Below are 25,687 nucleotides of genomic sequence, written 5' to 3'. Positions count from 1 at the left end.
CCTCATCCCTGTTCCGGCAGCAATTCGGCCGGGATATTCTGATAGCAAACGGGACGCAGGAAGCGCCGGATCGAAAGAGTTCCCACAGAAGTTGCACCGAAGTTGGTCGAGGCCGGGTAGGGCCCGCCATGCACCATCGCGTCGCAAACTTCGACCCCGGTGGGGAACCCGTTGGCCAGAATGCGCCCGGCTTTTCGCTCCAGCAGAGGCAGGAGCGAACCGGCATCCTGCGCGTCGCCCGCATCCATATGAACGGTGCAGGTCAACTGGCCTTCGATCGTACGGGCGATATCGCGCATTTCGCTGATATCCTGAACGCGCACGATGATGCCGAGCGGGCCAAACACCTCTTCCTGCAATCGATGGTCCGATTGCCAGTCTTTGCCGGAAACACTGAACAGCCAGGGTCTGGCCGAGCGTGTCTCACAGCTTTTGCCCAGGATCCGGGTAACACCGTTGCAGGCCGCCACGCGATCTGACCCTTGCCGGTATGCGTTCGCGATTCCGTCGGTCAGCATAGTTTGGGCAGCAACCTCCTGCAGCGCAGCTGCTGTGGCCGCTTCCAGTGCGTCGGCATCCGGGCCATCGATCACCACGGCGATGCCGGGATTTGTGCAAAACTGACCTGCACCCATGGTGAGCGAACCGGCCCAGCCCACACCGATCTCCGCGGCGCGGGCAGCTGCCGCCTGAGGCAGGATAAACATCGGGTTGACCGACCCGAGTTCACCGAAGAACGGAATAGGCTCGTCCCGTTGCGCGCACAGATCGAACAGCGCCCGCCCCCCGGCCAGGCTGCCGGTGAAGCCAACTGCGCGGATCAATGGGTGCCGAACCAGCCGTTCACCGACTTCACGTGTGTCACCCTGAACCAGCGAGAAGACACCCGGGTGGACCCCGCAAACCTTGATGGCGGCGTCGATGGCCTGTGCGACGATCTCGCCAGTGCCGGGATGTGCCGGGTGCCCCTTGACGACAACCGGGCATCCGGCGGCCAGCGCCGCGGCGGTGTCACCGCCCGCAACCGAAAACGCCAGCGGGAAATTGGAGGCGCCGAATACGGCAACCGGACCCAGAGGGCGCTGTATCATCCGCAGGTCCGGGCGCGGCAGGGGCGCGCGGTCGGGCATAGCAGGGTCATGGCGCGTGTCCAGATAATCACCCTGAAGGATGTAATCTGCGAACAGGCGCAACTGTCCCACTGTCCGCCCGCGCTCTCCTTGCAGGCGGGCTGCGGGCAGGCCGGTTTCCTGGCTGCCAATTTCGGTGATTGCATCCCCCCGGGCATCGATTTCGTCGGCGACCCGGCGTAACAGCTCTGCCCGTTCGGCGCGCGAGGACCAGCCGTAGGTTGCAAACGCCTCTTCGGCAGCGTCGACGGCGGCGTCGACGTGAGATGCCGTTCCTGCCGCAAAGTCATGGGCGGGGCCTTCTGTCGGCTGCGAAGCAAAGACAGTGTCCGCGCCAATCCATTCGCCAGCGATCAGGTGTTTTCCGGTGAGCATATTGTGGTTCTTTCTTACAGCAGGCCGCGCCGGGCCAGGTTTCGCATCAGATGGGACGCCCCGAAACGCCATTCGGGGCACTCAGTCGCCAGACGCACTGTGTTGGTCAGTGTGCCCAGCTTTTCACTGGCGATGGTTACAACGTCTCCCAGCTTGTGTGTAAACCCTCCTCCGGGTGTTTCCCGATCCTGCGTCGGGGCGAACAGGGTCCCGAGGAACAGCATCAGGCCGTCCGGATACTGGTGATGCCGCCCGATCGTCTGGCAAACAAGATCTGCAGGATCGCGGCTGATCTGGGACATGGAGGAGCTTCCGTTCAGGTTGAAACCGTCCGGACCGTTTACAGTCAGTGTCAGTTCGGCCTGTCGCACATCGTCCAGCGAATAATGGTCATCGAACAGCCGGATCAGCGGACCGATCGCGCAGGACGCATTGTTGTCCTTGGCCTTGCTCAGCAACAAGGCCGAGCGCCCCTCGACGTCGCGCAGATTGACGTCATTGCCCAATGTCGCACCCATGATCACGCCTTGCGAATTCACGGCAAGCACGATTTCGGGTTCTGGGTTGTTCCATTCCGAAACCGGGTGCAGGCCAATCTCGGCTCCGTACCCCACCGACGACAGGACCTGTGCCTTGGAAAAGATCTCGGCGTCGGGTCCGATGCCCACCTCAAGGTACTGGCTCCACAAACCTTCTTCGATCAGGGCTTGTTTTGCCTTTGCAGCTGCGTCCGATCCGGGGACGATATCGCCTAGTTTCTTGCCGATGCGGACACCGATCCGGTTGCGAATGCTGTCGGCACGGGCCGGGTCGCCTCCGGCCTTTTCTTCGATCACGCGTTCGACCATTGAGCCGGCAAAGGTGACGCCGCAGGCTTTGACGGCCTGCAGATCACAAGGGGCAAGCCAGGCAAATGTATCGCGGGCAGGGTCCAGCACCTCACCGTCGGCAGTGCGGACATATTCCGCCGCATCTTCGCGTTCGAGGACATCCCGGACCGTGGGCGCGGTTCTTGATGTGATGTCCATCAGGCTTTCGCCGCGCAAGGTGACAACGCACGGTCCAATGCCGGCCCGTTCGACACGACCCAGCCACACTCCGTCGCGGTCAAATTCAGACAGGTTCATTTCAATCCCTCAGGCTGTAGGCGCGCAGCGCATTGCCGCCCAGAATTGCCGAACGTTCTTCAGGGGTCAGACCCGAAAGCAGTATGTCGGTAACCTCGACCCAACGTTCATAGCTGCTGGCAAGAGTGCAAACCGGCCAGTCGCTGCCCCAGATCAGGCGTTCGGGTCCGAACACGTTCAGCAGATGATCCACGACAGGGCGCAGGTCGCCGATGTCCCAGTCGGGCTGCGCTTCGGTCACAAGTCCGGACAGCTTGCAAAACGCATGGCTGTTGCTGGCGATTGCGGTAATGTCATCGGCCCAGTCAGATAGCTGACCGTCCCGGATTGCCGGTTTTGATGCGTGATCCACAATAACCCGCATCTGCGGGTATCTGGCCAGCAAACGGCGCAACGGCCCAAGATGCTTGGGCAAGGTCAGCGCATCAAAGGTCAGTTCGTGAGCGATGAGCGCCGCAAAGGCCGGGTGCAGAGATTCTCGCAGCATCCATTCAGGATCTTCGATGTCCTGAATCATCGGGCGCAAACCGACGAGGAGTGGGTTTTCTGCCAGCGCTGCGATCTGCTGCGAGGCGTCTGGTGCTTCGAAGTCAACCCAGCCCACGACGCCTTTGACAAAGGAAGTTTTGTCCGCCAACGACAGCATGAACTCAGTTTCGGCAACGGTCGGGGCAGCCTGAACCAGAACAGTGCCATCGATTCCGGCTCGCTCAATCAGGGGCAGCAGATCGGCGGGCAGAAAATCCCTGTAGATCGGCCCGATCTCGGCTGTCAGCCAGCCGTAATCACCCCGATCCAGAGACCAGAAATGCTGATGAGCATCAATTCTCATCCAATCACGCCTTTTTTCAGGATGATGTTGCCATAAAGCCTGCGTTCGCCGGTCTGGACGATGGCGAAAGCTTGGGATGCGCGTTCATAGAATGCCAAGCGCTCAAGGCTTTGTATTTCGACGGGGTTGTCGGCTGTCTGGTGAATGATGGATTGAAAGTCGGCCACCGCTTCGGGGATCGCCTCGGGGTTTCCCACCACCTGCATGGTCAGGGCGGGGTCGGGGACAAAATTATCCAGCGGCATGACCGAGAGAACGGCCCGAAGAATATCACTGGCCGAGGATCCATCCGCCCTCAGGCATTCGGGGCCTACGCTGGAGCCGGGAAAATTGGCGTCAGCGATAACGATGTCATCCCCGTGACCCATGGATCGCAAGGCATGTAGTAGGTCAGGGGAAAGCAGTGGATCGATGTTACGCAGCATGGGCCGTCTCCGATGGCAGGGGGGCATCCGCGCGGATCAGGCCTTCGGATTTCAGGTCCGACCACAGCGAAGCGGGAATATTGCGCTCCAGCAAGGCGACATTCGCATTCACCTCGGCCGCACTGACCGCCCCGGGTACAACAGTTTTGACACATGGATGCCCAAGAACGAACTGCAGGGCGGCCGCAATCAACGGGGTGCCGTGAGCGTCACACACGGCCTCGATTTTGCACACTTTGTCCATGATGTCCGGTGGCGCATCCACGTAATTGTACTTTGCTCCGGGAACCGCGCCGGTCGCCAGAATGCCCGAGTTGTAGGGACCGCCCAGAATGATGCCGACATCGCGCTTTTCGCAGAGCGGCAGAAAGCTGTCCAACGCCTCCTGTTCCAGCAGCGTGTATCGTCCAGCCAGAAGGAAGCCGTCGAAATCCCCCAGACCCAGCAATTTCTCGCACACCTGCCATTCATTGACCCCGGCGCCGATCGCGGCGATTTCGCCCGCCTCACGCAATTCAGTCAGTGCGCGGTAGCCGCCGCCGTCAAAAAGCTCTCGGACCTTCGCGTCGGATGCTTCCTGACTGCCCTGGCTGAAAACGCAAACATCATGCACCAGGAGAATGTCGGCATTGGCGACACCGATCCGTTCGCGGCTGGCTTCGTAGGATCGCATGACACCGTCATAGGTGTAGTCGAATACGATTCGTTTCCGGGGAACATCCACGAAAGCTTCGGGTGTGACCTCGTGCGGTTCGCAGTCCACAAGAAGGCGCCCGATCTTTGTGGAAAGCTGAATGTTGTCACGTCCAAAGACCGGGATGGCCTCTCCGAAGCGCTGTTCAGACCGGCCCAGCCCGTATTGCGGGGCGGTGTCAAAGAAGCGGATCCCGGCATCGAAGGCCGCATGCAACGCGGCCTGTGCGTCGGCATCGGACACCTTGCGATAGAGGTTTCCCAATGGTGCGCCCCCGAAACCCATGCGGGTCAAAGGAACAGGGCGTGAAGTTCGGTTGTTGAGGAGTTCGGTCTGAGAAACGGTCATCCTGCCTCTCGCTCTGGGTGGGAGCTGATGTTGAACAGGTGCGGCTTTTCGCGTTCCAGAACCTCGATGCGCGGCATCAACTGTCCCAGGTGATGGCGCATCGCCTCCTGTGCGGCTTGTTCGTTGCGGTCCTGGACCGCGTCGAATATCGCGCGGTGTTCCTGCAGCGTTTCCGCAACGCGGCCCGGGGTGGGCAACAGCAGCATGCGTGCACGGCTGACCTGCAGCGAAACCGTTTGCGCCACATCCGGCAGCCGGACAAAGCCGGTAAGGGCCATCAGCAGGGCGTGAAATTCCTCGTCGGCCTGGTAGAACCCGGGGATGTCCTCATCCTCGATCAGCAGTTCCTGCAGCCGCATGTTGCGACTCAGGCGCTTGCGCTGGTCTTCGGTAAAATCGCGGGCGACCTTGGCGACGGTAGCCAGTTCAAGGGCTTCGCGCAGAAAGACGCCCTCGCGGATTTCCGACATCGAGAAATAGGATACCCGCGTCCCCGATTGCGGGACCACATCCACCAGCCCTTCGGCCGCCAGCCGGGCAATCGCCTCGGCCACGGGCGCACGCGAGACACCAAGCCGCTCACAGATAGGCGCCTTTTTCAGATTTGCGCCCGGCAGGAAATCCAAGGACAGGATAGCCTGCTTGATCGCAAGATAAACACGGTGTGCCAGCGAGCCTTCTGTCACGGCAATTTCAGGCAGCAAGGTTGCGTCGATGTCTTGAGGTCGGTTCATGATTTTCGATCTAGCATACTAACATGTTAGTTGACAAGTGTGGGTTCGCTCATTAGCAATTTGTGCAGGCAAGTGGGAAAACAATGCAAGCACAGCAGAAAAACAAGGGCCTTCAGGGCAAGACGCAGGACACCGTCAGGCTGAACCCGGATGACAATGTGGTCATTGCGCTGCGGGATCTTTCGGCTGGCGACTGCCCGACAGGAGTGCCTGCGCCTTTGCCGGGTTCAATCGGGCGCGGTCACAAGATTGCCGTGGTGCATATCCCCGCAGGAGCGAATGTCATCCGGTATGGCCAGATCATCGGGCAGGCCAAGTCAGATATTGCGCCGGGCGCGCATGTCCATGTCCACAACCTTGGGATGGGAGAGCATCAGCAGGACTATGCGCATGCGTCTGCCTGCGTGCCATTGCCCGAAATACATCGCACCCGGACCTTTCAGGGGTTTCACCGGGCGGACGGTAAAGTGGGCACGCGTAATTACATCGGCATTTTGACCACCGTAAACTGTTCCGGCTCGGTCGCGCGTTTCATTTCCGAGGCGGCCGAGAAATCGGGCCTTCTGGATGCTTACCCCAACGTCGACGGCATTGTGCCGATTGTTCATGGCACCGGTTGCGGAATGTCCGGCAAGAACGAAGGCTATGCCGCCCTGTTCCGCACATTGGCAGGCTATGCGCAGCACCCGAATTTTGGTGGCATTCTTCTGATCGGTCTGGGCTGCGAAGTCATGCAGGTGTCCGATCTTGTCGGGGGGCGTCCGATCCGGCCCGATGGCGCGCTCCGCTACATGACGATCCAGAACGAAGGCGGCACGCGCCGAACCATCGAGCGGGGCCTGGAAGAGCTGCGCGGAATTGCCGAACTGGCCAATCAGGCGACCCGGCAACCCGCGCCCGTCAGTGCAATCACCGTCGGAATGCAATGCGGCGGTTCAGACGGGTATTCCGGCATCACGGCAAACCCGGCGCTTGGCTACGCCTCGGACCTGCTGGTTCGGCACGGTGGCACGACCATTCTGTCGGAGACGTCCGAAATCTACGGTGCGGAACATCTTTTGACCCGTCGTGCCGAAACCGTCGAAGTTGGAGAAAAGCTGATCGCCCGCATCCGCTGGTGGGAGGACTACACCGAACGAAACGGCGGCGAGATGGACAACAACCCCAGCCCCGGCAACAAGCGCGGCGGGCTGACGACGATTCTGGAAAAATCGCTGGGTGCGGTCGCCAAGGGCGGTACGGCGCCTCTGCGCGATGTGTACGAGTTTGGCCAGATCGTCGACAAACACGGGTTTGTTTTCATGGACAGTCCGGGGTTTGATCCCTGCTCGGTCACAGGTCAGGTGGCGTCAGGGTCGAACCTGATTGTGTTCACCACCGGGCGCGGCTCGGTTTCCGGCTATCAGCCGACACCCTGCATCAAGCTGGCCACCAATTCCGAAATGTATGCCCGCATGTCCGACGACATGGACCTGAACTGCGGCGACATCGTCACCGAGGGCGTCAGCATCGAAGCCAAGGGCGAGGAACTGTTCGAGATTCTGATCCGCGTCGCATCGGGCGAACAGACGAAAAGCGAGCAGCTTGGCTTCGGAGGGGTCGAGTTTGTTCCGTGGCAGATCGGAGCGGTGATGTGAACCGGATGCGACACGGGGACTGAGGGACAAATGGGAGGAGAAATGACGAAACTGGTCGAAATGACGGGGATTGAAAAACACTTCCCCGGCGTGCACGCGCTGAAATCCGTGCAGTTCGATCTGGTGCCCGGCGAGGTTCACGCGCTGATGGGAGAGAACGGCGCCGGGAAAAGCACGCTGATGAAAATCCTTTCAGGCATTTATCAGCGCGATGGTGGGTTATTGTCGGTCGAAGGCCGGGTCGTCAGTCCGCAATCCCCGCGTCAGGCGCAGGATCTGGGGATCGGCATTATTCATCAGGAGCTGAGCCTGATGAACGACCTGACTGTGGCGCAGAACATCTTTATCGGCCGCGAGCCGCGCAAAAGCTTTGGTCGACTGGACGATGCGGCGCTGAATGCACAGACAGCCGACATCTTTGCTTCGATGAACCTGGGGCTCGACCCAAGGGCGCTGGTCGGCGGCCTGACCATCGCCAAGCAACAGATGGTCGAGATTGCCAAGGCTCTGTCCTACCGCTCGAAAGTGCTGATCATGGATGAACCAACGGCGGCGTTGAACGATGCAGAGATTGCCGAACTCTTTGTAATCATTCGGCGCCTCAAGGCCGAAGGCGTGGGCATCGTCTATATCAGCCACAAAATGGACGAACTGAAACAGATCGCCGACAGGGTAACGGTGATGCGTGACGGCGAATATGTCGGTACGGTCGGTGCTGCCGAAACCCCGATCAGCCAGATCATCGCGATGATGGTGGGTCGCGAGGTCAAGGAAGAACCGCTGGAAGTACCCGATCTGGCCGGGGCCGAAGTTTCGCTTGAGATCAGCAACCTGTCACGGGGCGTTGAAATTCAGGGTGTCAGCTTCTCGGTCCAGAAGGGTGAGATACTGGGATTTGCGGGTCTGATGGGGGCGGGCCGGACCGAGGTGGCGCGAGCCATATTTGGAGCGGACCCGAAAGACAGTGGTGAAATCCGGGTGCACGGACAATCCGTCTCGATCAGATCCCCCAGGGATGCGGTGCGGGCCGGGATCGGATACCTTTCCGAGGATCGCAAGCACTTCGGCCTCGCTACCGGCATGAACGTACGGGACAATATCGCGCTGGCTTCGATGGATCTTTTCACCGGGACAGGCGGCGTTCTGAACGACAGTGAAATCGGCACCGCCGCCAAAAGCTACATCAATCAACTGGGCATCCGGACGCCATCCGACGTTCAGGAAGTGCGGCTGTTGTCAGGGGGCAACCAGCAAAAGGTTGTCATTGCCAAATGGTTGCTGCGGGATTGCGATATTCTGATCTTTGACGAGCCGACGCGCGGCATCGATGTCGGCGCAAAATCGGAAATCTACAAGCTGCTGGAAGAGCTGGCAGAACAAGGCAAAACCATCATCGTGATCTCATCCGAACTGCCCGAGATCATGCGGCTGAGCCATCGCATCGCCGTGATGTGCGAGGGCCGGCTGACCGGCATCCTGCCCGGCGGAAAAGACACCACTCAGGAAGACATCATGCATCTGGCCACCCAACGCAAGGCGGCGATGCAGGTTACAGGGACAGTGCAATGACCACAGCAACGGATCTCGACAAGAAAAAGCCACTTGCGGGCCTGTCAGAAAGCGGCGCGTACCAGAAGCTGCTGGCCTTCGCCAGTCTGATCGCCCTGCTGATCGGCTTCTCGATCGCATCGCCCAACTTCATGCAGACCTCGAACATGATTGCCATTCTGCAGGCAACGTCGGTCAACGGAGTGTTGGCGGTGGCAGCGACATTGGTGATCATTACCGGCGGTATTGACCTGTCGGTGGGCACGCTGATGACGTTTTGCGCAGTCATCGCGGGTGTGGTTTTGACTTATCTGGGCATGCCATTGCTGCTGGGTGTGGCTGCGGCCATCGCGGCCGGTGCGTTTTGCGGGCTGTGCTCGGGCACATTCGTGGCGAAGATGAAAATCCCGCCCTTCATCGCCACGCTGGGTATGATGCTGATCCTGAAGGGTCTGTCACTGGTGATTTCCGGCACGCGGCCGATCTATTTCAATGACACACCTGGTTTCGACCAGATCTCGCGCGGGTCGCTGATCGGTGAGGTCATTCCGGCGCTGCCGATCCCCAACGGCGTTCTGATCCTGTTTCTCGTGGCCATCGCCGCCTCGTACATCTTGGGGCGCACCGTTCTGGGCCGTTATACTTTTGCGCTGGGCTCGAACGAAGAGGCAGTGCGCCTGTCCGGTGTAAACACCGACATGTGGAAAATGCGCATCTATGCGCTGGCCGGTGCGATCTGCGGCATTGCGGGAATCCTGATCGCCTCGCGGCTGAATTCGGCGCAACCGGCATTGGGTCTTGGGTACGAGCTGGAGGCGATTGCAGCCGTGGTGATCGGCGGCACATCCCTGTCCGGCGGGCGCGGCACCATCCTGGGCACGCTGATCGGCGCACTGATCATGGCGGTTCTGACCAATGGTCTGCGGGTGCTGTCGGTCGCGCAGGAATGGCAGACCGTCGTGACCGGAGCAATCATCATCCTTGCCGTCTATGCCGACATGGCCCGGCGCAAGAAAACCGGCTGATCATTTCAGAAACGAAAAAAAACGACCAACTGGAGGAGAAAATCATGTTTACACGTCGTTTCATTCTGGGGGCGCTCAGTGCTGCCAGCCTTTCCGTTCCGGCCTCGATGGCCGTGGCCGAGGACGTCTATATCCCGCTGGTGTCCAAAGGGTTCCAGCACCAGTTCTGGCAGGCCGTGAAGGCCGGTGCCGAGCAGGCGGCGAACGAATACAATGTCACCATCACGTTCGAAGGGCCTGACAACGAAACCATGGTGGATCGCCAGATCGATATGCTGGCCGCTGCGCTGGCCAACAACCCCAAGGCCATCGGCTTTGCCGCTCTGGACAGCCAGGCGGCGATCCCGCTGCTGAAACAAGCCAATGACAAGGGCATTCCGATCATCGCATTTGACAGCGGGGTAGACAGTGACATTCCGGTGTCCACTGCGACCACAGACAATCTGGCTGCTGCGGGTCTGGCCGCTGACAAGATGGCTGAAATGCTGGGTGGCAAAGGAAAGGTTGCCGTCGTGGCTCATGACCAGACCAGCCGCACGGGCATCGACCGTCGCGATGGGTTCGTCAATCGCATTGCCGAGAAGTATCCCGATATCGAGGTCGTAACCGTTCAGTACGGACAGGGCGACCATCTGAAATCCACCGAGGTGACAAAGGCGATCCTGACAGCCAATCCAGATCTGAACGGCATTTTCGGAACCAACGAAGGATCGGCGATTGGCGTTGTGAACGGTGTGCAGGAACTGGGCACCGAAGGTCTGGTCATTATTGGCTATGACAGCGGCAAGGCCCAGAAGGACGCGATCAAGAGCGGCCTGATGGCAGGGGCCATTACCCAGAACCCCGTCGGTATCGGATACGAAACGGTAAAGGCGGCGGTGGCCGCGTCCAAGGGTGAAAGTGTACCAGCCCTGATTGATACCGGGTTCTACTACTATGACGCGTCCAATATGGAAGATCCGGCAATCGCCGCCGTATTGTACGACTAAGTCTAAACGCCCCAAAAAAAGCCCGTCGTTCGGTGGGCTTTTTACTTCGATGGCAACACACCGAATAGACACAAAGGCTCAGAAGGATCTGCGCATCGAGTGATCCCAGCGCGGTGCGTTTCAATACTGAGTTTGATGTGGATTGTTTCGGCTACGTGCTATCGGGGTCGGCAGGTCTCCGGCGAAAATGTTGGCTGACATTTTCTGCAACAAAAGGAAACCGGGCGTGGGTGCGATTGATTGCCTGAAGACCTGTCTCGACGCCATCCGGATACGGTCGCCAAGCTGCCGTGGCTCAGTCCAGAAACAGATAGTCCAACTGCATGACCGACCGCGCTTTTTCTAGCGAAATCCTCAGAAACGCGGCGATCGCCGCTTCGTTTTCTTCACGTTCGGCGGATTCGCGAAGGCGAAAATGGCCCTCAAGCCCTGCACCGCGGATCAGTTCGGATTCGTAAGCCAATGAGTTTCTGAGCGCGGGCAACAGGTGGGCGACCCGCTGCGTCGGCGTGTTTTCCCCGGCCAGTCCGACACGGCGGGCGTGGCCGATCAGGTACTCATCCGAGTAATCGCATTCGATCTCCAGAACACGCGTCCGGGCCTGATCCGCACAAAAATCCTGAATGATCTCAAGGTTTGCAGGGTCCACGCAAAGGACCAGCCTGTCAGTTTCAAAACATTCGAAAAGCATGCGCACCACGGCGCGCCGATGACGTCCACGTTTGACCAGGGTGGTTTCAATACCTCCCAGGTCCGGCAAAGGCGAATCCTGTTCGTTGAACAGGTATTCAACGCAGGGAATGTCTGTTTCCGACATGATCTGATCGACCAGCCGCTTGGCGACGTGCCACTTCTTGCAGGCGATCAGGTAGATTTCGCGTCCGGGGTCCAGCGTGTTTCCAGCTTCCCAAAAACGCGGGGCATAACGCCGGCCAACGCGCCCGCGCCCGGCCAGAAAGTCATAGAGGCTGCGCCCTTCATTCGAAATCTGGAAGTCAATGCCGTCGCTGGCATAGAGCCTGCCCAGTCTTTCCTTGAGCTCAAGCGCTTCGGGGCTGATCTTGCGGGCGAACAGATAATCCTGACCTAGCAGCATGTCATAATGGTCGTTATAGAACGTCACCGGCATGCCGTAATCCGAGAACATCAGAAAAGTCAGCGTCCGGTTCTCGATTTCCTGTCTTGGGATCAGATGGCGGACAAGCGTTTGAAAAAAGGTCTCGTCCGGAATCCAGGTTGTCGCGAAGAACCGGACGACATCGCGTCGCTGGCGCAGGAAATCCAGGATCTTTTCCACGGTCTGGCGTCGCAGACACCACCATTGGCTGCCGATCATAACCTGCAGGTCTTGCGGTATTTCACGGGTCAGGCCCATACGTTTTTGTATTTCGTATGACGCATAGAACCGCCCGCTTTGCGTACGTTCATTGAAATAGTGTCGATAGATCAGCCGGTCCTCCTTCATGCCGGTCTTGATCCAGTTGCTTTCGAAAAAGTCGTGGCTTTCGATGAAATCCAAATCGTTGCGGTCCAGGAAATCGTGAACGTATTCGGCTGTCTTGATCGCCATGCAGTCGCCTGACAGCATGTAGAAATGCGTTGCGCGCGGAAAACTTTCGACCGCTGCCGAAAGCGCGTGGAGCGTTGCCTGAACCAGCGACCAGGCACCCCAGCCGCATTTGATCCGTTTGACCGCGAATGCGACGTTCGGGTTGTCCTTCAGGGCCGTTTGTATTCTGGCGTAATCTTCAGCCTTTGCACGCGCATCGAAATGGATCGCCATGCAGTCACCGGCCGCAGTCAGTTGCCGGGCCTGCGCGATGATCGCGTCGGGGTCTTTGTGGCACAGCAAAATATAGGCAATCTTTGCCATCTGAGTTACGCGATTTCCGTTTCTGCCTGTTCGCAACCGTGATACTGAGGATGAGCGATTGAATAAACAGAATTTTTTTGCTTCTTTGGGGTCCAAAGCCGACGCGTCAATCTGAGACCCGATCGGATAAGGAGGCACAGCAGATGGGTTTTCCCGGCACCTGGATGACCGAAAGCGAAAGCATGGTTTACCGTGTTGTGCCCAAATGTGCCTGCTCGACCATCGGACAGATCATGTATTATTCCGATCATGGCAGGTTCTTTGATGGCGACATACATGATGCCAAAGATGGCATGCATAAATGGGCTTTTGGCCCGAGTCAGGACCCGATTTCAAGCAATGTCCGTTCGCATGCGTCTTATTCCTTTACCTGCGTGCGCAACCCGTACACCCGCGTTCTGAGCTCGTTTTTCGACAAGATCTGCGGCATTCAGCGCAATGGGAAACGGTATCGCGGCAACCTTGTGCCGACGCTGGTTTACAATTACGGCATCGAGGTCGGCGGCGACGACGGCAAGGGAGAGTTCGACCAGATCGCCAGCTTTCGCCGGTTCCTGCTTTTTGCGCGTGATACGATTCGCTGGCGGCGCCCGATGGATCCGGACATTCACTGGTCGGCGATGTCCGGGCATGTCTCGACCTTCATCGTGAATGGCGGGCGGTATGACCGGATTTTCTGGACCGAACGTTTCAACGACGGGATGCAGGATGTTCTGGATCACATCCAGACCCCTCACGCCATAGCATTGTCGGATATTCCGCGGTTCAACGAATCCGAAGGACACGGGCCCAAGCGCGCGCATCCGGTCGAGGCTTATTTCGACGACCTGTCGATGCATCTAGTTTATGAGATCTACAAACAGGATTTCGATCTATTCAAATACGATTTCGAAAACCCGGCAAACAAGATGCCGATCGGTGAAATCGATCTGGACGAGGTTCACGCCAAACTTGGTGATTGACAAAACCGCAAACGCTCCCGCCCATCGTCAGCGCTTCTTGCGAAACACCTCCTTTGGTTGGGCCCGGCGCCGCGCAATGCGCGGCGCCGGGCCCAAGTCCGAACGTGGCATCGGCAACGCCGATGGTGCGATTGGGCGCGGGAGCTTTTGTTAAGTAGGCAGACCCGCCGGTTCTTCGCGAAAAGAACCGGTCCGTTTCGGGGTCAAACCTGACGAACGGCCCCTTTGGCTGCACTGGTAGTCAGCTTTGCGTAGGCTTTCAGCGCGGTTGAAACTTTGCGCTTGCGCGGCTGCGTGGGCACCCACCCTTTCTCGTCCTGTTCCTCGCGACGGGCAGCAAGTTCTTCGTCCGACACGGCCAGATGGATGGAGCGGTTTGGAATGTCGATCTCGATTGTATCGCCGTTCTGCACCAGGCCGATCTCGCCGCCCTCGGCGGCTTCAGGCGAGACGTGACCGATGGACAACCCCGACGTGCCGCCCGAGAAGCGCCCGTCTGTCAACAGGGCGCAGGCTTTACCCAGACCCTTGGATTTCAGATACGAAGTCGGGTAGAGCATTTCCTGCATCCCCGGCCCGCCGCGCGGACCTTCGTAGCGGATGACCACCACGTCACCTTCCTTGACCTTTCCGGTGAGGATATCGTTCACCGCCTGATCCTGGCTTTCGCAGACATAGGCCGACCCGGTGAACTTCAGGATGTCTGCATCCACCCCGGCAGTTTTCACGATGCAGCCGTCGCGCGCGATGTTTCCGAACAGAACAGCCAGACCGCCATCCTGGCTGAACGCATGTTCTTTCGAGCGGATCACCCCACCTTCGCGGTCGGTGTCCAGCTCCTTGTAACGGTTCGACTGGCTGAATGCCTGGGTGGTGCGCACGCCACCGGGGGCCGCCTTGAACAGCTCCTGCGCCTTGGGGTTGTTGGCGATCTTGATGTCCCAATTGGCAATCGCTTCACCCATTGTGGCGGAATGGACCGTGCTGCATTCTTCGTGCAACAGGCCTGCACGGCTCAACTCGCCCAGGATCGAGAAGATGCCACCGGCGCGGTGAACGTCTTCCATATGCACATTCTCGGTGTTGGGCGCGACCTTGCACAAACACGGCACCTTGCGGCTGAGGCGATCCATGTCGGACATGGTGAAATGCACCTCACCCTCATGCGCGATGGCCAGCAGGTGCAGAACGGTGTTGGTGGACCCGCCCATCGCGATATCCAGGCTCATGGCATTTTCGAACGCATCAAAGGTCGCGATCTCACGCGGCAAAAAGCCTTTCTCGTCCAGATCGTAATGCCGCTTGGTGATCTCGACGATGCGGCGGCCGGCTTCCAGGAACAGATCCTTGCGATCCGCATGGGTCGCCAGGGTCGAGCCATTGCCCGGCAGCGCCAGACCCAGCGCCTCGGCCAGACAATTCATCGAGTTCGCGGTGAACATGCCCGAACACGACCCGCAGGTCGGGCAGGCGTTTTCCTCGATGTGCTGAACCTGTTCGTCGGTGTACTTGTCGTCCGCGGCGGCAACCATCGCGTCCACGAGGTCGATTTTCTTGACGTCCAGATCCGCGATGTCGATCTTGCCGGCCTCCATCGGTCCACCTGAGACAAAGATCGCCGGGATGTTCAGGCGCATCGCAGCCATCAGCATGCCGGGGGTGATCTTGTCGCAGTTCGAGATGCAGACCATCGCATCTGCACAATGGGCGTTAACCATGTATTCAACCGAATCCGCGATCACCTCGCGCGAGGGCAGCGAATAGAGCATGCCGTCATGGCCCATTGCGATGCCGTCATCTACCGCGATGGTGTTGAACTCTTTCGCAACACCGCCTGCGGCCTCGACCTCGCGCGCAACCATCTGGCCCAGATCCTTCAGGTGCACATGCCCGGGCACGAATTGGGTGAACGAATTGACGATGGCGATGATCGGTTTGCCAAAATCGTCATCCTCCATGCCAGTGGCGCGCCACAAGCCGCGTGCGCCCGCCATGTTGCGGCCATGAGTGGAGGTTCTGGATCGGTACAATGGCATGATGCTGTTTCCCTGTTGCCTCGGGTTGCATAGATCGGGTTTCGTGCGTTATAGCGCACGTATCACATGTGCGCTATAACGCACAAGAGGATTCGCGGGACGCTGACATGAACTCTGACGATATTACACTGAAGCTGAGGGATGTGCGCGCAGCATCCGGCCTCAGCCTGTCCAAAGTGGCCGAAATGACAGGCGTCAGCAAAGCAATGTTGGGTCAGATCGAACGCGGTGAATCCAGCCCGACGATCGCTACGCTCTGGAAAATCGCCAAAGGGTTTCAAGTGCCGCTGAGTGCTCTGATCGACACGGCGATCGGCGATCCATCCGTCTTTCAGACGGTCACGTTTCCCGGCAGTATAGAGGTCAAGATCGTGTTCCCTTTCGATCCCGCATTGGGGGCTGAGACATTCCACGTCAATCTGAACCCGAACCAGAGCCACGAATCGCCTGCACACGCGGTTGGTGTTACCGAGGAAGTCTTTGTTCTGGGCGGAACACTTGAAATTCTGCGTGGTGAGGAATGGGTGCCCTTACATGCCGGACAGGGATTGCGCTTTGCAGCCGACGTGCCTCATGGGTATCGCGCGGGGGCGCAGGGTGCTGCGTTTTTGAATATGCACCATTACGGACAGCTCTCTGACAATTCTGAAAACGGCATGGCTCATTGATGACCGATATTCTGAACACCCTCACGATCGTGGATGCAATCGGTTCGTTTGGCGCTTTGATCGTGGTCGCCGCGTATTTCGCAACGCAAATGCGAATGATGAATTCCGACGATCTGGCCTTTCCGGTGATCAACCTTCTGGGCTCGGTGCTGATCGTCTATTCTCTGGTGCACAATTTCAATCTGGCTTCGATGCTGATCGAAGGGTTCTGGATTTTGATCAGTTTCATCGGAATTATTCAGCATTTTCGCCTGCGCAGCGCGGCAGAATAGCCCTATCCAGCCTTGAACCCCTATGCTGCCGGGTATAGGGAAAAATCAAGCTCGCTCAGGGGAGGCATTGATGCAGGACGATCCGAAAACCCTCGTATCTACCGAATGGCTGGCCGCACATATCAAGGACCCGGATCTGCGGATTCTGGACGGGTCGTGGTATTTGCCTTCGCAAAACCGCGATGCCCGGGCTGAATATGACGCGGGTCACATTCCCGGGGCGCGGTTCTTCGATATTGATGAGATTTCAGACCACCGTTCGGACCTGCCGCACATGGCCCCTCCGGTCGAGAAATTCATGTCGCGCCTGCGGGCGATGGGCGTGGGTGATGGTCATCAGGTCGTCGTCTACGACGGGGCCGGTCTGATGTCCGCAGCCCGGGTCTGGTGGCTGTTCCGGCTTATGGGTCAGGAAAACATCGCCATTCTGGATGGGGGATTGCCGAAATGGAACGCGGAAGGGCGCGAGCTCGAGGATCTGCCGCCCGTCATCCGCGACCGCCACATGACAGTCCGGGTGCAGAACCATCTGGTTCGGGACGTCACGCAAGTGTCTGCGGCAGCGAAACTGGCAGATCACGAGATCATTGATGCCCGTTCTGCCGCCCGTTTCGCCGGAACTGAGGTCGAGCCGCGGGAAGGCCTGCGTTCGGGGCATATTCCAGGATCGCGCAATGTCCCGTTTGGCCAGTTGTTGAACGCCAATGGCACAATGAAATCGCCCCAAGATTGCCGTGCCGTTTTCGAGGCTGCCGGCGTTGATCTGTCGAAACCGGCGATCACGTCCTGCGGATCTGGCGTTACCGCTGCAATCCTCAGCCTTGCGCTTGAACGCATGGGCAAGAAAGATCACTCGCTTTATGACGGCTCCTGGGCTGAATGGGGCGCCTTCCCGACCCTTCCCGTCGCAACCGGAGAGAACTGATGTTCGAATTCCTCAAGCCGCAGCCTGCGGATAAAATCCTGATGCTGATGCAGATGTACCGCGAGGACCCGCGTGATCAGAAGATTGATCTGGGCGTGGGCGTCTACAAAAATGCCGAGGGTGTGACGCCGGTGATGCGCTCGGTCAAGGCGGCCGAGCAGCGCATACTGGAAAAGCAGGAATCCAAAGCCTATACAGGGCTGGCCGGCGATCCGGCCTTTGCAGATGTGATGATCGGCCTGATCTTGGGCACGTCCGTACCGCGGGGAAACATTGCAGCTGTTGCGACCCCTGGCGGGACCGGTGCCTGCCGACAGGCGTTCGAATTGATCCGCATGGCCAACCCCTCGGCGTGCGTCTTCGTGTCGAACCCGACATGGCCGAACCACCTGTCCATTCTGAATTATCTGGGCATGGAGACGGTTCAGTATCGATATTTCGACGGCGATACCCGCGGCGTTGATTTCGACGGCATGATCGAGGATCTGAAAACCGCCAATGCGGGCGACGTCGTTCTGCTGCATGGTTGCTGCCACAACCCGACCGGCGCCAATCTGAACATGGTGCAGTGGCAGGACGTCGTAAACCTGATCAACGAGCGTGGTTTGGTGGCGATGATCGACATTGCTTACCAGGGGTTTGGCGACGGTCTGGAAGAAGACGCGCAGGCGGTCCGGTTGGTGGCGTCATCGGTCAAGGAATGCCTGATCGCGGCGTCCTGTTCCAAGAACTTCGGTGTCTATCGCGAGCGTACCGGCCTGTTGATGGCCGTCAGCGCGGACGCGGGGCAGACGGCTTTGAACCAAGCCACTCTGGCCTTCCTGAATCGCCAGAACTATTCCTTCCCGCCCGATCACGGTGCGCGGGTTGTGACGACCATCCTGATGGACGAAGCGCTGCGTGCTGAATGGCAGGCCGAACTGGAAGAAACCCGTTTGTCCATGCTGGGATTGCGCAAGCAACTGGCGGACGAGCTGCAACGCCTGAGCGGATCGGACCGGTTCGGTTTCATCGCTCAGCACCGCGGCATGTTCTCGCGCCTCGGCGCCTCGCCGGAACTGGTTGAAAAACTGCGGACCGACCATGGAATCTACATGGTTGGTGACAGCCGTCTGAATATCGCAGGACTGAATGCAACAACCGTGCCGATTCTGGCCAAGGCGATTGTCGACGTTGGAGCTTGAGTTCGCTTGCTTTGAATAAGAAAAACCCGGGCAGAACTGCCCGGGTTTTTTTGTTTTTTCTTAAGGTTTAGCCCTTGGAGAATTCCGGATAGGCTTCCATACCCAGCTCGCCCATGTCGAGCCCGTTGATCTCTTCTTCTTCGCCAACCCGCAGGCCGACCGTGGCCTTGAGAACCGAGAAGAGGACATAGCTGACCACGAAGACGAAGATGCCGATGGCGGCAAAGCCGATGATCTGGGTCACAAAGCTGGCGTCACTGTTGGTCCATGCCACGATGAACGTACCCCAGAAACCTGCGATCAGGTGAACCGGGATAGCGCCGACCACGTCGTCGATCTTCATGCGGTCCAGCATCGGGACGGTCAGGACGACGATGACGCCACCGATTGCGCCGATGATCAGCGCCTGGAACAGCGACGGGGCCAGCGGTTCGGCGGTGATCGACACCAGACCAGCCAGCGCGCCGTTCAGTACCATCGTCAGATCGACCTTGCCATACATCAGTTGCGTCAGGATCAGCGTGGCGACGGCACCCGCTGCAGCAGCCATGTTGGTGTTGGCAAAGATGCGGCTGATGTCGGCCATGTCTCCGATGGTGCCCATTGCCAGCTGCGAGCCGCCGTTGAAGCCGAACCAACCCAGCCAAAGGATGAACGTGCCCAAAGTTGCCAGCGCCAGGTTCGAACCGGGGATCGGAACAACCTTGCCGTCCTTGTTGTACTTGCCGATACGCGGGCCCAGCACGATGGCGCCTGCCAGCGCCGCGAAGCCACCTGCGGCATGGACCAGAGTCGAGCCAGCGAAGTCACTGAAGCCCATCTCGGACAGCCAACCGCCGCCCCACTGCCAGGATGCTTCGATCGGGTAGATGATGCCGGTCAGCACGATCACAAAGGCGAAGAACGGCCACAGTTTGACACGTTCCGCCATGGTGCCCGAGACAATCGACGCAGTGGTGGCGCAGAACATCAGCTGGAAGAAGAAGTCCGAACCGACGGAGGCATAGGACAGGTCGGTTTCCACTCCGGCAAGACCGACGGGTTCTAGCGATGTGGGTGCGATTGCGCCCAGGAAGCCAGGGATCATCCAGCCATCACCCGGATACATCAGGTTGAAGCCGACCAGCCAGTACATGATGGCGGCAAACGAAAACAGGCCCATGTTCTTGATCAGCTGCATCGCCACGTTCTTGGAGCGCACCAGACCGGCCTCGAGCATGGCAAAGCCAGCGGCCATCCAGAACACCAGGAACCCGCCAACCAGAAACAGCAGCGAGGTCAGGATGTATTGCGTGTGCTGCGCGGTCTCGCCAGCGGCGGCCTCTTGCGCAAGGCCCATCTGCGGCAGCACGACAAGCGCGGCAGCAGGGATGAGAGATTTCATCAGGTTCATGTGACTTCCTCGAATGACTATGAGTGGGGACGCCTTACAGCGCCTCTTCGTTGGTTTCCCCGGTCCGCACGCGCAGGGCCTGCTCGACATCGAGGACGAAAACCTTGCCATCGCCGATCTTGCCGGTTTTGGCTGTTTTGGTGATGGTTTCGACGATCTGGTCGGTCATCGTGGCGGGAACCACGATTTCCAGTTTGATCTTGGGCACGAAGTTCACCGCGTACTCGGCGCCGCGATAGATTTCCGTGTGGCCCGACTGCGAACCAAAGCCCTTGATCTCGGTTACCATCATGCCGCGCACGCCCGCTTCGGTCAGTGCCTCGCGCACCTCCTCAAGCTTGAACGGCTTGATTGTCGCAATGATCAGTTTCACGTCTTTCCCCTCTGCTTCCCGGGCAGGCCGGTTTGTTTGCACCTGCAGAAAAAGAGCCTGAGCGGGCGTCATAGGAAACGGTCTGACAGCCCGGACGCGAGGGAAATCAGGGCAAAGTTGCACATTTTTTGCACAAAATTTCCGACATGTTTAAATTTTAAGCGAATCTGAGAGGGAAATTACCGGAATTTCACACCTCTACATGACCGCGTTGCCAAGGTAAGGTGACGCAAAAGCACAATCGGGCAGAGTTTGAGCATGACTGAGTCCAAGCGCCGAAAGCCGCCACTGGTCGCAGAAAAAAGGTATCCGTCGAAGGGCCGCAAGCCCACGGCGACCAAGCGGGCTGCAAAACCCGCTGGCAAGAAATCAAACGCCCGAAAGACGGCGATGCGCAGGACTGGGCGAAAGAAAACGCGTCGCACCGGCGGCGGTGGCGGCGGCGTGTTCCGTCGCATGTTCCGGTGGGTTTTCCGCCTGCTCTGGGGGCTGACGTGGCGTGTCGGCGCAATCGTCGGGCTGTTGCTGATGTTGGCCGTCGGCGTGGTCTATTCTACGCTTCCGGATGTTGATGCGCTGCTGGACGGTCGTGCGCGTGGTTCGGTCACGCTGCTGGATCGCAACGGCAAAGTCTTTGCCTGGCGCGGTGATCAGTTTGGCGGGGTGATAACGGCCAGCACTGTCTCGCCCCATCTCAAAAACGCCGTTGTGGCGACCGAGGACAAGCGGTTCTATCGCCATTTCGGTGTCAGCCCACGGGGTGTGGCCAGCGCGGTTCGCATCAATCTGAGTGAAGGGCGCGGTCCCTTGTCGGGCCACGGTGGGTCGACCATCACGCAGCAGACGGCCAAGCTGTTGTGTCTGGGTGTGCCTTATGTGCCAAGCGAATGGGAATCAGAGGCCGCATATGAAGCTGATTGCCGGCAGGGGTCACTCTGGCGCAAGGCCAAGGAAGCCATCTACGCGATGGCGATGGAGGTCAAATACTCCAAGGATGAGATTCTCACGATTTATCTGAACCGCGCTTTCCTTGGCGCCGGTGCGCGCGGGTTTGAGGCCGCAAGTCAGCGGTACTTCGGGATATCGGCGGCCGAGGTCAATCCGTCCCAGGCTGCGATGCTGGCCGGGTTGCTGGTCGCCCCGACGCGGTTTGCACCCACCAACGATCTCCAACGCTCGCAGGACCGGGCACGGCTTGTGGTCGGGTTGATGGAGGCGCAGGGCTACCTGACAGCCTCTCAGGCATCAGCAGCGCGAAATAACCCGGCAGAGCTTTCCGAAGCCGCCGCCGCGCGGGCAGGCGGGTACTTCGCCGACTGGGTCATGGCCAGCGGGCCCGAGTTCTTTACGCGCAATACGACCGAGGACGTGGTAATCCGCACCACCCTGGATCAGCGCCTGCAGAAATCGGCTGAAGAGGCGCTGCAGTACATTTTTCAGGAAAAAGTGCGCGACGGGTCCAAGGCGCAAGCCGCGATCGTTGTGATGTCCGCTGATGGCGCCGTGCGCGCGATGGTCGGTGGTCGCAAGACCCGTGTATCGGGCGCGTTCAACCGGGCGACCCAGGCGCTGCGCCAGACCGGTTCCTCGTTCAAGCCCTTCGTTTATGCTACGGCGCTGGAACTGGGGTATTCCCCGTTGGATATCGTCGTGGACGAGCCCTACTGCATCGACATTCCCGGTTCCGGGCAATGGTGCCCCAAGAACTATACCAAGAAGTATTATGGCCGGGTCACGCTGGCGGATGCGCTTAAGAACTCCTTGAATATACCAGCAGTGAAAGTCGCCGAGATTTCCGGGCTGGAAAACGTTCGCACGGTTGCCAGCGGTTTCGGTATCGCCAGCGATCTTGCGCAGGGCCCCGCACTGGCGCTGGGCGCGTCGGAAAGCACGCTGATCGAGATGACGGGAGCATATGCCGGCATCCTGAACGGTGGCTCAGCGGTTGAACCGTACGGTCTGACGGAACTCAAGCTTCTGGGTGATGAAACGCCGGTGATGGTAACGACGACAGGGATTGGTGAACGTGTGATCCGCGATGACGCGGCCCGGCAACTGACCTGGATGATGGAGCGTGTCGTTTCCGAAGGCACCGGCCAACGCGCGAAGCTGCCGGGTTGGCAGGTGGCAGGAAAGACCGGCACGACGCAGGCGGCCCGCGATGCGTGGTTCATTGGCTTTACGGCGGACTATGTGGCGGGTGTCTGGATGGGTTATGACGACAACACGCCGTTGTCCGGAGTGACAGGTGGCGGTCTGCCCGCAGAGATATGGAGGGAAACCATGCTGCGCGTGACCGAGGGGATGACGCCCACGCCATTGCCGATGATGCTGCCGGAGCAACCCAAGCAGGTGGCAAAACCCAGAAATCCTAAACGCAAACCCGGTGGTTTTGCCAAAGCGGTGGATAACTTGCTGAAGGATATTTTTGGCGGGAACTGACCCGCGCCAAAAAAAGGGGAAGGCAGCGACCTGCGCGCCGCCTTCGGTGTTTTTCAGACGCTGGCGTCCAGCGCGGCCAGAATGGCGTCGCCCATTTCGGTGGTCGAGACCGGCTCGACCCCTTTTTCGGCCAGCAGATCGGCTGTGCGCACGCCGTCGGCCAGAACTTTCTCGATCGCGGCTTCAAGGCGGTCGGCCTCGGCGCCCTGATCAAAGCTGTAGCGCAGCGCCATGGCAAAGCTGAGGATACAGGCAATCGGGTTGGCTTTGCCCTGACCGGTGATGTCCGGGGCTGACCCATGCACTGGTTCATACATCGCCTTGGGGCGGCCATTCGCCATCGGCGCGCCAAGGCTGGCCGACGGCAGCATCCCCAGCGAACCGGTCAGCATCGCGGCGCAATCGGACAGCACGTCGCCGAACAGGTTGTCGGTGACGATTACATCGAACTGCTTGGGTGCGCGAACCAACTGCATCGCACCGTTATCGGCATACATATGGCTCAGTTCGACTTCGGGGTATTCCTGGCCGACGCGAGTAACAACCTCGCGCCACAGAATGCCCGATTCCATCACGTTGGCTTTCTCCATCGAGCACAGTTTCTTGTTCCGGCGCATGGCCAGTTCAAAGGCCGAACGTGCGGCCCGTTCGATCTCGGATTCGGTGTAGCGCTGGGTGTTGATGCCCACACGCTCGTTGCCTTCTTCGAAGATGCCGCGCGGCTCGCCGAAGTAGACGCCCGAGGTCAGCTCGCGCACGATCATGATGTCGAGGCCTGCGACCACGTCCTTTTTCAGCGATGAGAAATCCGCCAATGCGTCAAAGCATTGTGCCGGGCGCAGGTTGGAATACAGGTCCATCTCCTTGCGCAGGCGCAGCAGACCGCGTTCGGGTTTCAGGCTGAAGTCCAGATCATCGTATTTCGGACCACCCACGGCACCCAGAAGAACCGCGTCGACCTCCTGCGCCTTGGCCATAGTCTCATCCGACAGGGGCTTGCCGTGCGCATCATAGGCCGCGCCGCCGACCAGATCCTCGCTCACGTCAAAGTGAAGGCCGCGGTTTTCGCCGAACCAGTCGATGATTCTGCGCACTTCGGCCATAACTTCCGGGCCAATTCCGTCTCCGGGCAGGATGAGGAGCGAGGGGTTGGACATGAAGGGTCTCCTTGCGTTTTGTCGCAATGGCCCTAGCGTTTGCGCCGCATCGGGTCAATGAGACGAACCCGTCAAATCAGAAGGAAAACACATGTTGATACCGGGAAACGCCGTTCCTGAACTGAAAATCCAGACCGTGGGGCACGGAACGTTCGATCTGGATGCCGACAAGGGCGAAAACGGGACACTGGTGATTCAGTATCGCGGTTTGCATTGCCCGATCTGTATCCGGCAGATGGGCGAGGTGGAAGCTGCGCTGGATGACTTCGCCGCGCTTGGTGTCGAAGTGATCATGCTGAGCACAGACACGGCCGAGCGGGCGGCTGAAACTGTTGGAAAAGCGGGCACGTCGCGGCTGAGGGTCGGGCACAGTCTGCCGCTGCCTGCGGCACGAGATGACTGGGGTTTGTATATGTCCAAAGGGCGGGAAGGCACCGCCGAGGCCGCATTTTTCGCCGAGCCCGGGCATTTCTATATTGCCCCGGACCGGACGCTGTATTTCGCATGGCTGCAATCGACCCCATTTGGCCGGCCGTCGGTTTCGGACATGAAAGGCGGTATCAAATACGCGCTCGACAACAGCTATCCGCCGCGCGGTACCTACACAGGGGCGCTCTGATCGCTTACAGGCTGGCCCGCAAACCTTCGGCCAACAGGTCCCAGACCCTGCGAATGCGCGGTGTCTGTCGCATCGCCTGAGGGGCGGCCAGCCACACCGGCAATACCGGAATCTCCACGTCCAGCGGCAGAATCTCGACATCCGGATCCGCTTCAGCCACCTGCACCTGGCTGAAACCGATGCCGCAGCCGGCGCGGATCAATTCCCAATAGGCGCTTTGCAGATCGCATCTTGTGGCAAAGTTGTCCCGATTGGCGGGCCAACCCTTGTTGCGCATCTCGGTGATGATCTGTTCGTTGGCGTCAAATCCTACCAGATCATGCCGGAACAGGTCCTCGGGGGTTTGAGGGCGGCCAGCCCGATCCAGATACGAGCGGGCAGCACAGAAACAAAGCGGCACGTCCCCGAGATAGCGGGATACAATGTCCACCTGTTCGGGCCTGTACATGCGCACGGCGATGTCTGCCTCGCGATACAGCAGGTTTTCGCTGGTGTCCGTGGCAACCAGCTCAAGCTGTATGGACGGTTCCTGTATGCGGATCTGGGCCAGGATTGGCGGCAGAAGGTGATGCGAGGCAAAGACCGAAGCCGTAATGCGGACCGACCCTTCCAATTGCGTCGATTGCCCGGCCGCAGTCAGATTGAAGGCATTCATGGCCGCATGCATCTGCTGGGCCATCGGCAAAAGCTGTGCACCTGCATCGCTGAGGCGCAGGCCTCTTGCATGCCGCTCGAACAGGGATACACTCAAATCGGCTTCCAGGGTCTGAATCTGCCGCCCGAGCGTTGGCTGACTGCGATTGAGCTGACGCGCCGCAGCCGAGAGAGAGCCGGTTTCCGCCACTGACAAAAAGCTTTGAATCAGCGACCAGTCTGAGTGGGTGAGGGATTTATCCATTCACTGATGAATACATGATCT

The 25,687-nt window shown here is 59.2% G+C and carries 23 protein-coding genes; 11 read left to right on the top strand and 12 right to left on the bottom strand.

Features of this window, described 5'->3' with window-relative positions; translation table 11 throughout:
• Positions 1-2: 2 nt before the first annotated feature.
• From ACR3EQ_RS12815 to ACR3EQ_RS12790, 6 genes are read right to left on the bottom strand one after another with little or no spacing between them, the layout of a single operon-like run.
• Entirely contained in the window at positions 3-1,505 is a 1,503-nt protein-coding gene (locus ACR3EQ_RS12815) for an aldehyde dehydrogenase (NADP(+)) (protein ID WP_480441674.1), read from the bottom strand.
• 14 nt (positions 1,506-1,519) lie between these two features.
• Positions 1,520-2,632, bottom strand: a complete 1,113-nt coding sequence (locus ACR3EQ_RS12810) for a fumarylacetoacetate hydrolase family protein (RefSeq protein ID WP_480490845.1) — start codon at positions 2,630-2,632, stop codon at positions 1,520-1,522.
• Position 2,633: 1 nt separating this feature from the next.
• On the bottom strand, positions 2,634-3,464 hold the full coding sequence (locus tag ACR3EQ_RS12805; protein WP_480490844.1) for an amidohydrolase family protein: 831 nt from the start codon (positions 3,462-3,464) through the stop codon (positions 2,634-2,636).
• Positions 3,461-3,889 (bottom strand): RbsD/FucU family protein, encoded by a 429-nt coding sequence (locus tag ACR3EQ_RS12800; protein WP_480490842.1) that lies wholly within the window; start codon positions 3,887-3,889, stop codon positions 3,461-3,463. Before ACR3EQ_RS12800 ends, ACR3EQ_RS12805 begins: the two co-directional genes overlap by 4 nt.
• A complete protein-coding gene (locus tag ACR3EQ_RS12795; RefSeq protein ID WP_480490840.1) occupies positions 3,879-4,931 on the bottom strand; it encodes an aldo/keto reductase in 1,053 nt (350 codons plus the stop codon). The genes ACR3EQ_RS12800 and ACR3EQ_RS12795 overlap by 11 nt, the downstream gene beginning before the upstream one ends.
• A complete protein-coding gene (locus ACR3EQ_RS12790) occupies positions 4,928-5,665 on the bottom strand; it encodes a GntR family transcriptional regulator (RefSeq protein ID WP_480490838.1) in 738 nt (245 codons plus the stop codon). Before ACR3EQ_RS12790 ends, ACR3EQ_RS12795 begins: the two co-directional genes overlap by 4 nt.
• An 83-nt stretch (positions 5,666-5,748) precedes the next feature.
• Between ACR3EQ_RS12790 and ACR3EQ_RS12785 the strand changes: the two genes are divergently transcribed.
• From ACR3EQ_RS12785 to ACR3EQ_RS12770, 4 genes are read left to right on the top strand one after another with little or no spacing between them, the layout of a single operon-like run.
• Positions 5,749-7,302 (top strand): altronate dehydratase family protein, encoded by a 1,554-nt coding sequence (locus tag ACR3EQ_RS12785; protein WP_170615623.1) that lies wholly within the window; start codon positions 5,749-5,751, stop codon positions 7,300-7,302.
• A gap of 42 nt (positions 7,303-7,344) precedes the next feature.
• Positions 7,345-8,871: a sugar ABC transporter ATP-binding protein gene (locus ACR3EQ_RS12780; protein WP_170619583.1), complete on the top strand. Its 1,527-nt coding sequence runs from the start codon at positions 7,345-7,347 to the stop codon at positions 8,869-8,871.
• Complete coding sequence (locus ACR3EQ_RS12775) at positions 8,868-9,875, top strand: ABC transporter permease (RefSeq protein ID WP_170615619.1); 1,008 nt, start codon at positions 8,868-8,870, stop codon at positions 9,873-9,875. Before ACR3EQ_RS12780 ends, ACR3EQ_RS12775 begins: the two co-directional genes overlap by 4 nt.
• 44 nt (positions 9,876-9,919) lie before the next feature.
• Positions 9,920-10,864: an ABC transporter substrate-binding protein gene (locus ACR3EQ_RS12770; protein WP_170615617.1), complete on the top strand. Its 945-nt coding sequence runs from the start codon at positions 9,920-9,922 to the stop codon at positions 10,862-10,864.
• Positions 10,865-11,159: 295 nt separating this feature from the next.
• On the opposite strand, the gene ACR3EQ_RS12765 is transcribed toward ACR3EQ_RS12770, so the two are convergent.
• A complete protein-coding gene (locus tag ACR3EQ_RS12765) occupies positions 11,160-12,737 on the bottom strand; it encodes a DUF5928 domain-containing protein (RefSeq protein ID WP_170615615.1) in 1,578 nt (525 codons plus the stop codon).
• 143 nt (positions 12,738-12,880) lie between these two features.
• On the opposite strand from ACR3EQ_RS12765, the gene ACR3EQ_RS12760 reads away from it, so the two are divergent.
• The gene (locus ACR3EQ_RS12760; RefSeq protein WP_170615613.1) at positions 12,881-13,699 is read left to right on the top strand and encodes a sulfotransferase family protein; all 819 of its coding nucleotides are present in this window, start codon (positions 12,881-12,883) and stop codon (positions 13,697-13,699) included.
• A gap of 203 nt (positions 13,700-13,902) precedes the next feature.
• On the opposite strand, the gene ilvD is transcribed toward ACR3EQ_RS12760, so the two are convergent.
• Complete coding sequence (gene ilvD / locus ACR3EQ_RS12755; RefSeq protein ID WP_170615611.1) at positions 13,903-15,735, bottom strand: dihydroxy-acid dehydratase; 1,833 nt, start codon at positions 15,733-15,735, stop codon at positions 13,903-13,905.
• 107 nt (positions 15,736-15,842) lie between these two features.
• Here ilvD and ACR3EQ_RS12750 point away from each other — a divergent pair, with 107 nt between their 5' ends.
• From ACR3EQ_RS12750 to ACR3EQ_RS12735, 4 genes are all read left to right on the top strand, one after another.
• On the top strand, positions 15,843-16,403 hold the full coding sequence (locus ACR3EQ_RS12750; RefSeq protein WP_170619584.1) for an XRE family transcriptional regulator: 561 nt from the start codon (positions 15,843-15,845) through the stop codon (positions 16,401-16,403).
• Positions 16,403-16,675, top strand: coding sequence for a CBU_0592 family membrane protein (locus tag ACR3EQ_RS12745; RefSeq protein ID WP_170615607.1), 273 nt, complete (start codon positions 16,403-16,405; stop codon positions 16,673-16,675). Before ACR3EQ_RS12750 ends, ACR3EQ_RS12745 begins: the two co-directional genes overlap by 1 nt.
• Before the next feature lie 70 nt (positions 16,676-16,745).
• Positions 16,746-17,600 (top strand): 3-mercaptopyruvate sulfurtransferase, encoded by an 855-nt coding sequence (gene sseA / locus ACR3EQ_RS12740; RefSeq protein WP_480490835.1) that lies wholly within the window; start codon positions 16,746-16,748, stop codon positions 17,598-17,600.
• Positions 17,600-18,784, top strand: coding sequence for an amino acid aminotransferase (locus ACR3EQ_RS12735; RefSeq protein WP_170615603.1), 1,185 nt, complete (start codon positions 17,600-17,602; stop codon positions 18,782-18,784). The genes sseA and ACR3EQ_RS12735 overlap by 1 nt, the downstream gene beginning before the upstream one ends.
• Before the next feature lie 67 nt (positions 18,785-18,851).
• On the opposite strand, the gene ACR3EQ_RS12730 is transcribed toward ACR3EQ_RS12735, so the two are convergent.
• Both ACR3EQ_RS12730 and ACR3EQ_RS12725 read right to left on the bottom strand, forming a co-directional pair.
• Positions 18,852-20,177 (bottom strand): ammonium transporter, encoded by a 1,326-nt coding sequence (locus ACR3EQ_RS12730; RefSeq protein WP_170615601.1) that lies wholly within the window; start codon positions 20,175-20,177, stop codon positions 18,852-18,854.
• 34 nt (positions 20,178-20,211) lie between these two features.
• Positions 20,212-20,550, bottom strand: coding sequence for a P-II family nitrogen regulator (locus ACR3EQ_RS12725; RefSeq protein WP_170615599.1), 339 nt, complete (start codon positions 20,548-20,550; stop codon positions 20,212-20,214).
• Between the two features lie 258 nt (positions 20,551-20,808).
• Here ACR3EQ_RS12725 and ACR3EQ_RS12720 point away from each other — a divergent pair, with 258 nt between their 5' ends.
• Positions 20,809-22,992 carry a PBP1A family penicillin-binding protein gene (locus ACR3EQ_RS12720; protein WP_170615597.1) on the top strand — a complete coding sequence of 728 codons (2,184 nt, stop codon included), beginning with the start codon at positions 20,809-20,811 and terminating at the stop codon, positions 22,990-22,992.
• 53 nt (positions 22,993-23,045) lie between these two features.
• Here ACR3EQ_RS12720 and leuB read toward each other — a convergent pair whose 3' ends face one another.
• Complete coding sequence (gene leuB / locus ACR3EQ_RS12715) at positions 23,046-24,149, bottom strand: 3-isopropylmalate dehydrogenase (protein WP_170615594.1); 1,104 nt, start codon at positions 24,147-24,149, stop codon at positions 23,046-23,048.
• A 91-nt stretch (positions 24,150-24,240) separates the two neighbouring features.
• Between leuB and ACR3EQ_RS12710 the strand changes: the two genes are divergently transcribed.
• Positions 24,241-24,768 (top strand): redoxin domain-containing protein, encoded by a 528-nt coding sequence (locus tag ACR3EQ_RS12710; protein WP_480490831.1) that lies wholly within the window; start codon positions 24,241-24,243, stop codon positions 24,766-24,768.
• Between the two features lie 4 nt (positions 24,769-24,772).
• Here ACR3EQ_RS12710 and ACR3EQ_RS12705 read toward each other — a convergent pair whose 3' ends face one another.
• Complete coding sequence (locus ACR3EQ_RS12705) at positions 24,773-25,666, bottom strand: LysR family transcriptional regulator (RefSeq protein ID WP_480490829.1); 894 nt, start codon at positions 25,664-25,666, stop codon at positions 24,773-24,775.
• Positions 25,667-25,687: the final 21 nt, after the last annotated feature.

It is taken from the genome of Ruegeria sp. AN11 (assembly GCF_056536005.1).
The sequence above is the reverse complement of the archived record's forward strand: the minus strand, read 5'-3'. Positions and strand labels throughout refer to the sequence as shown.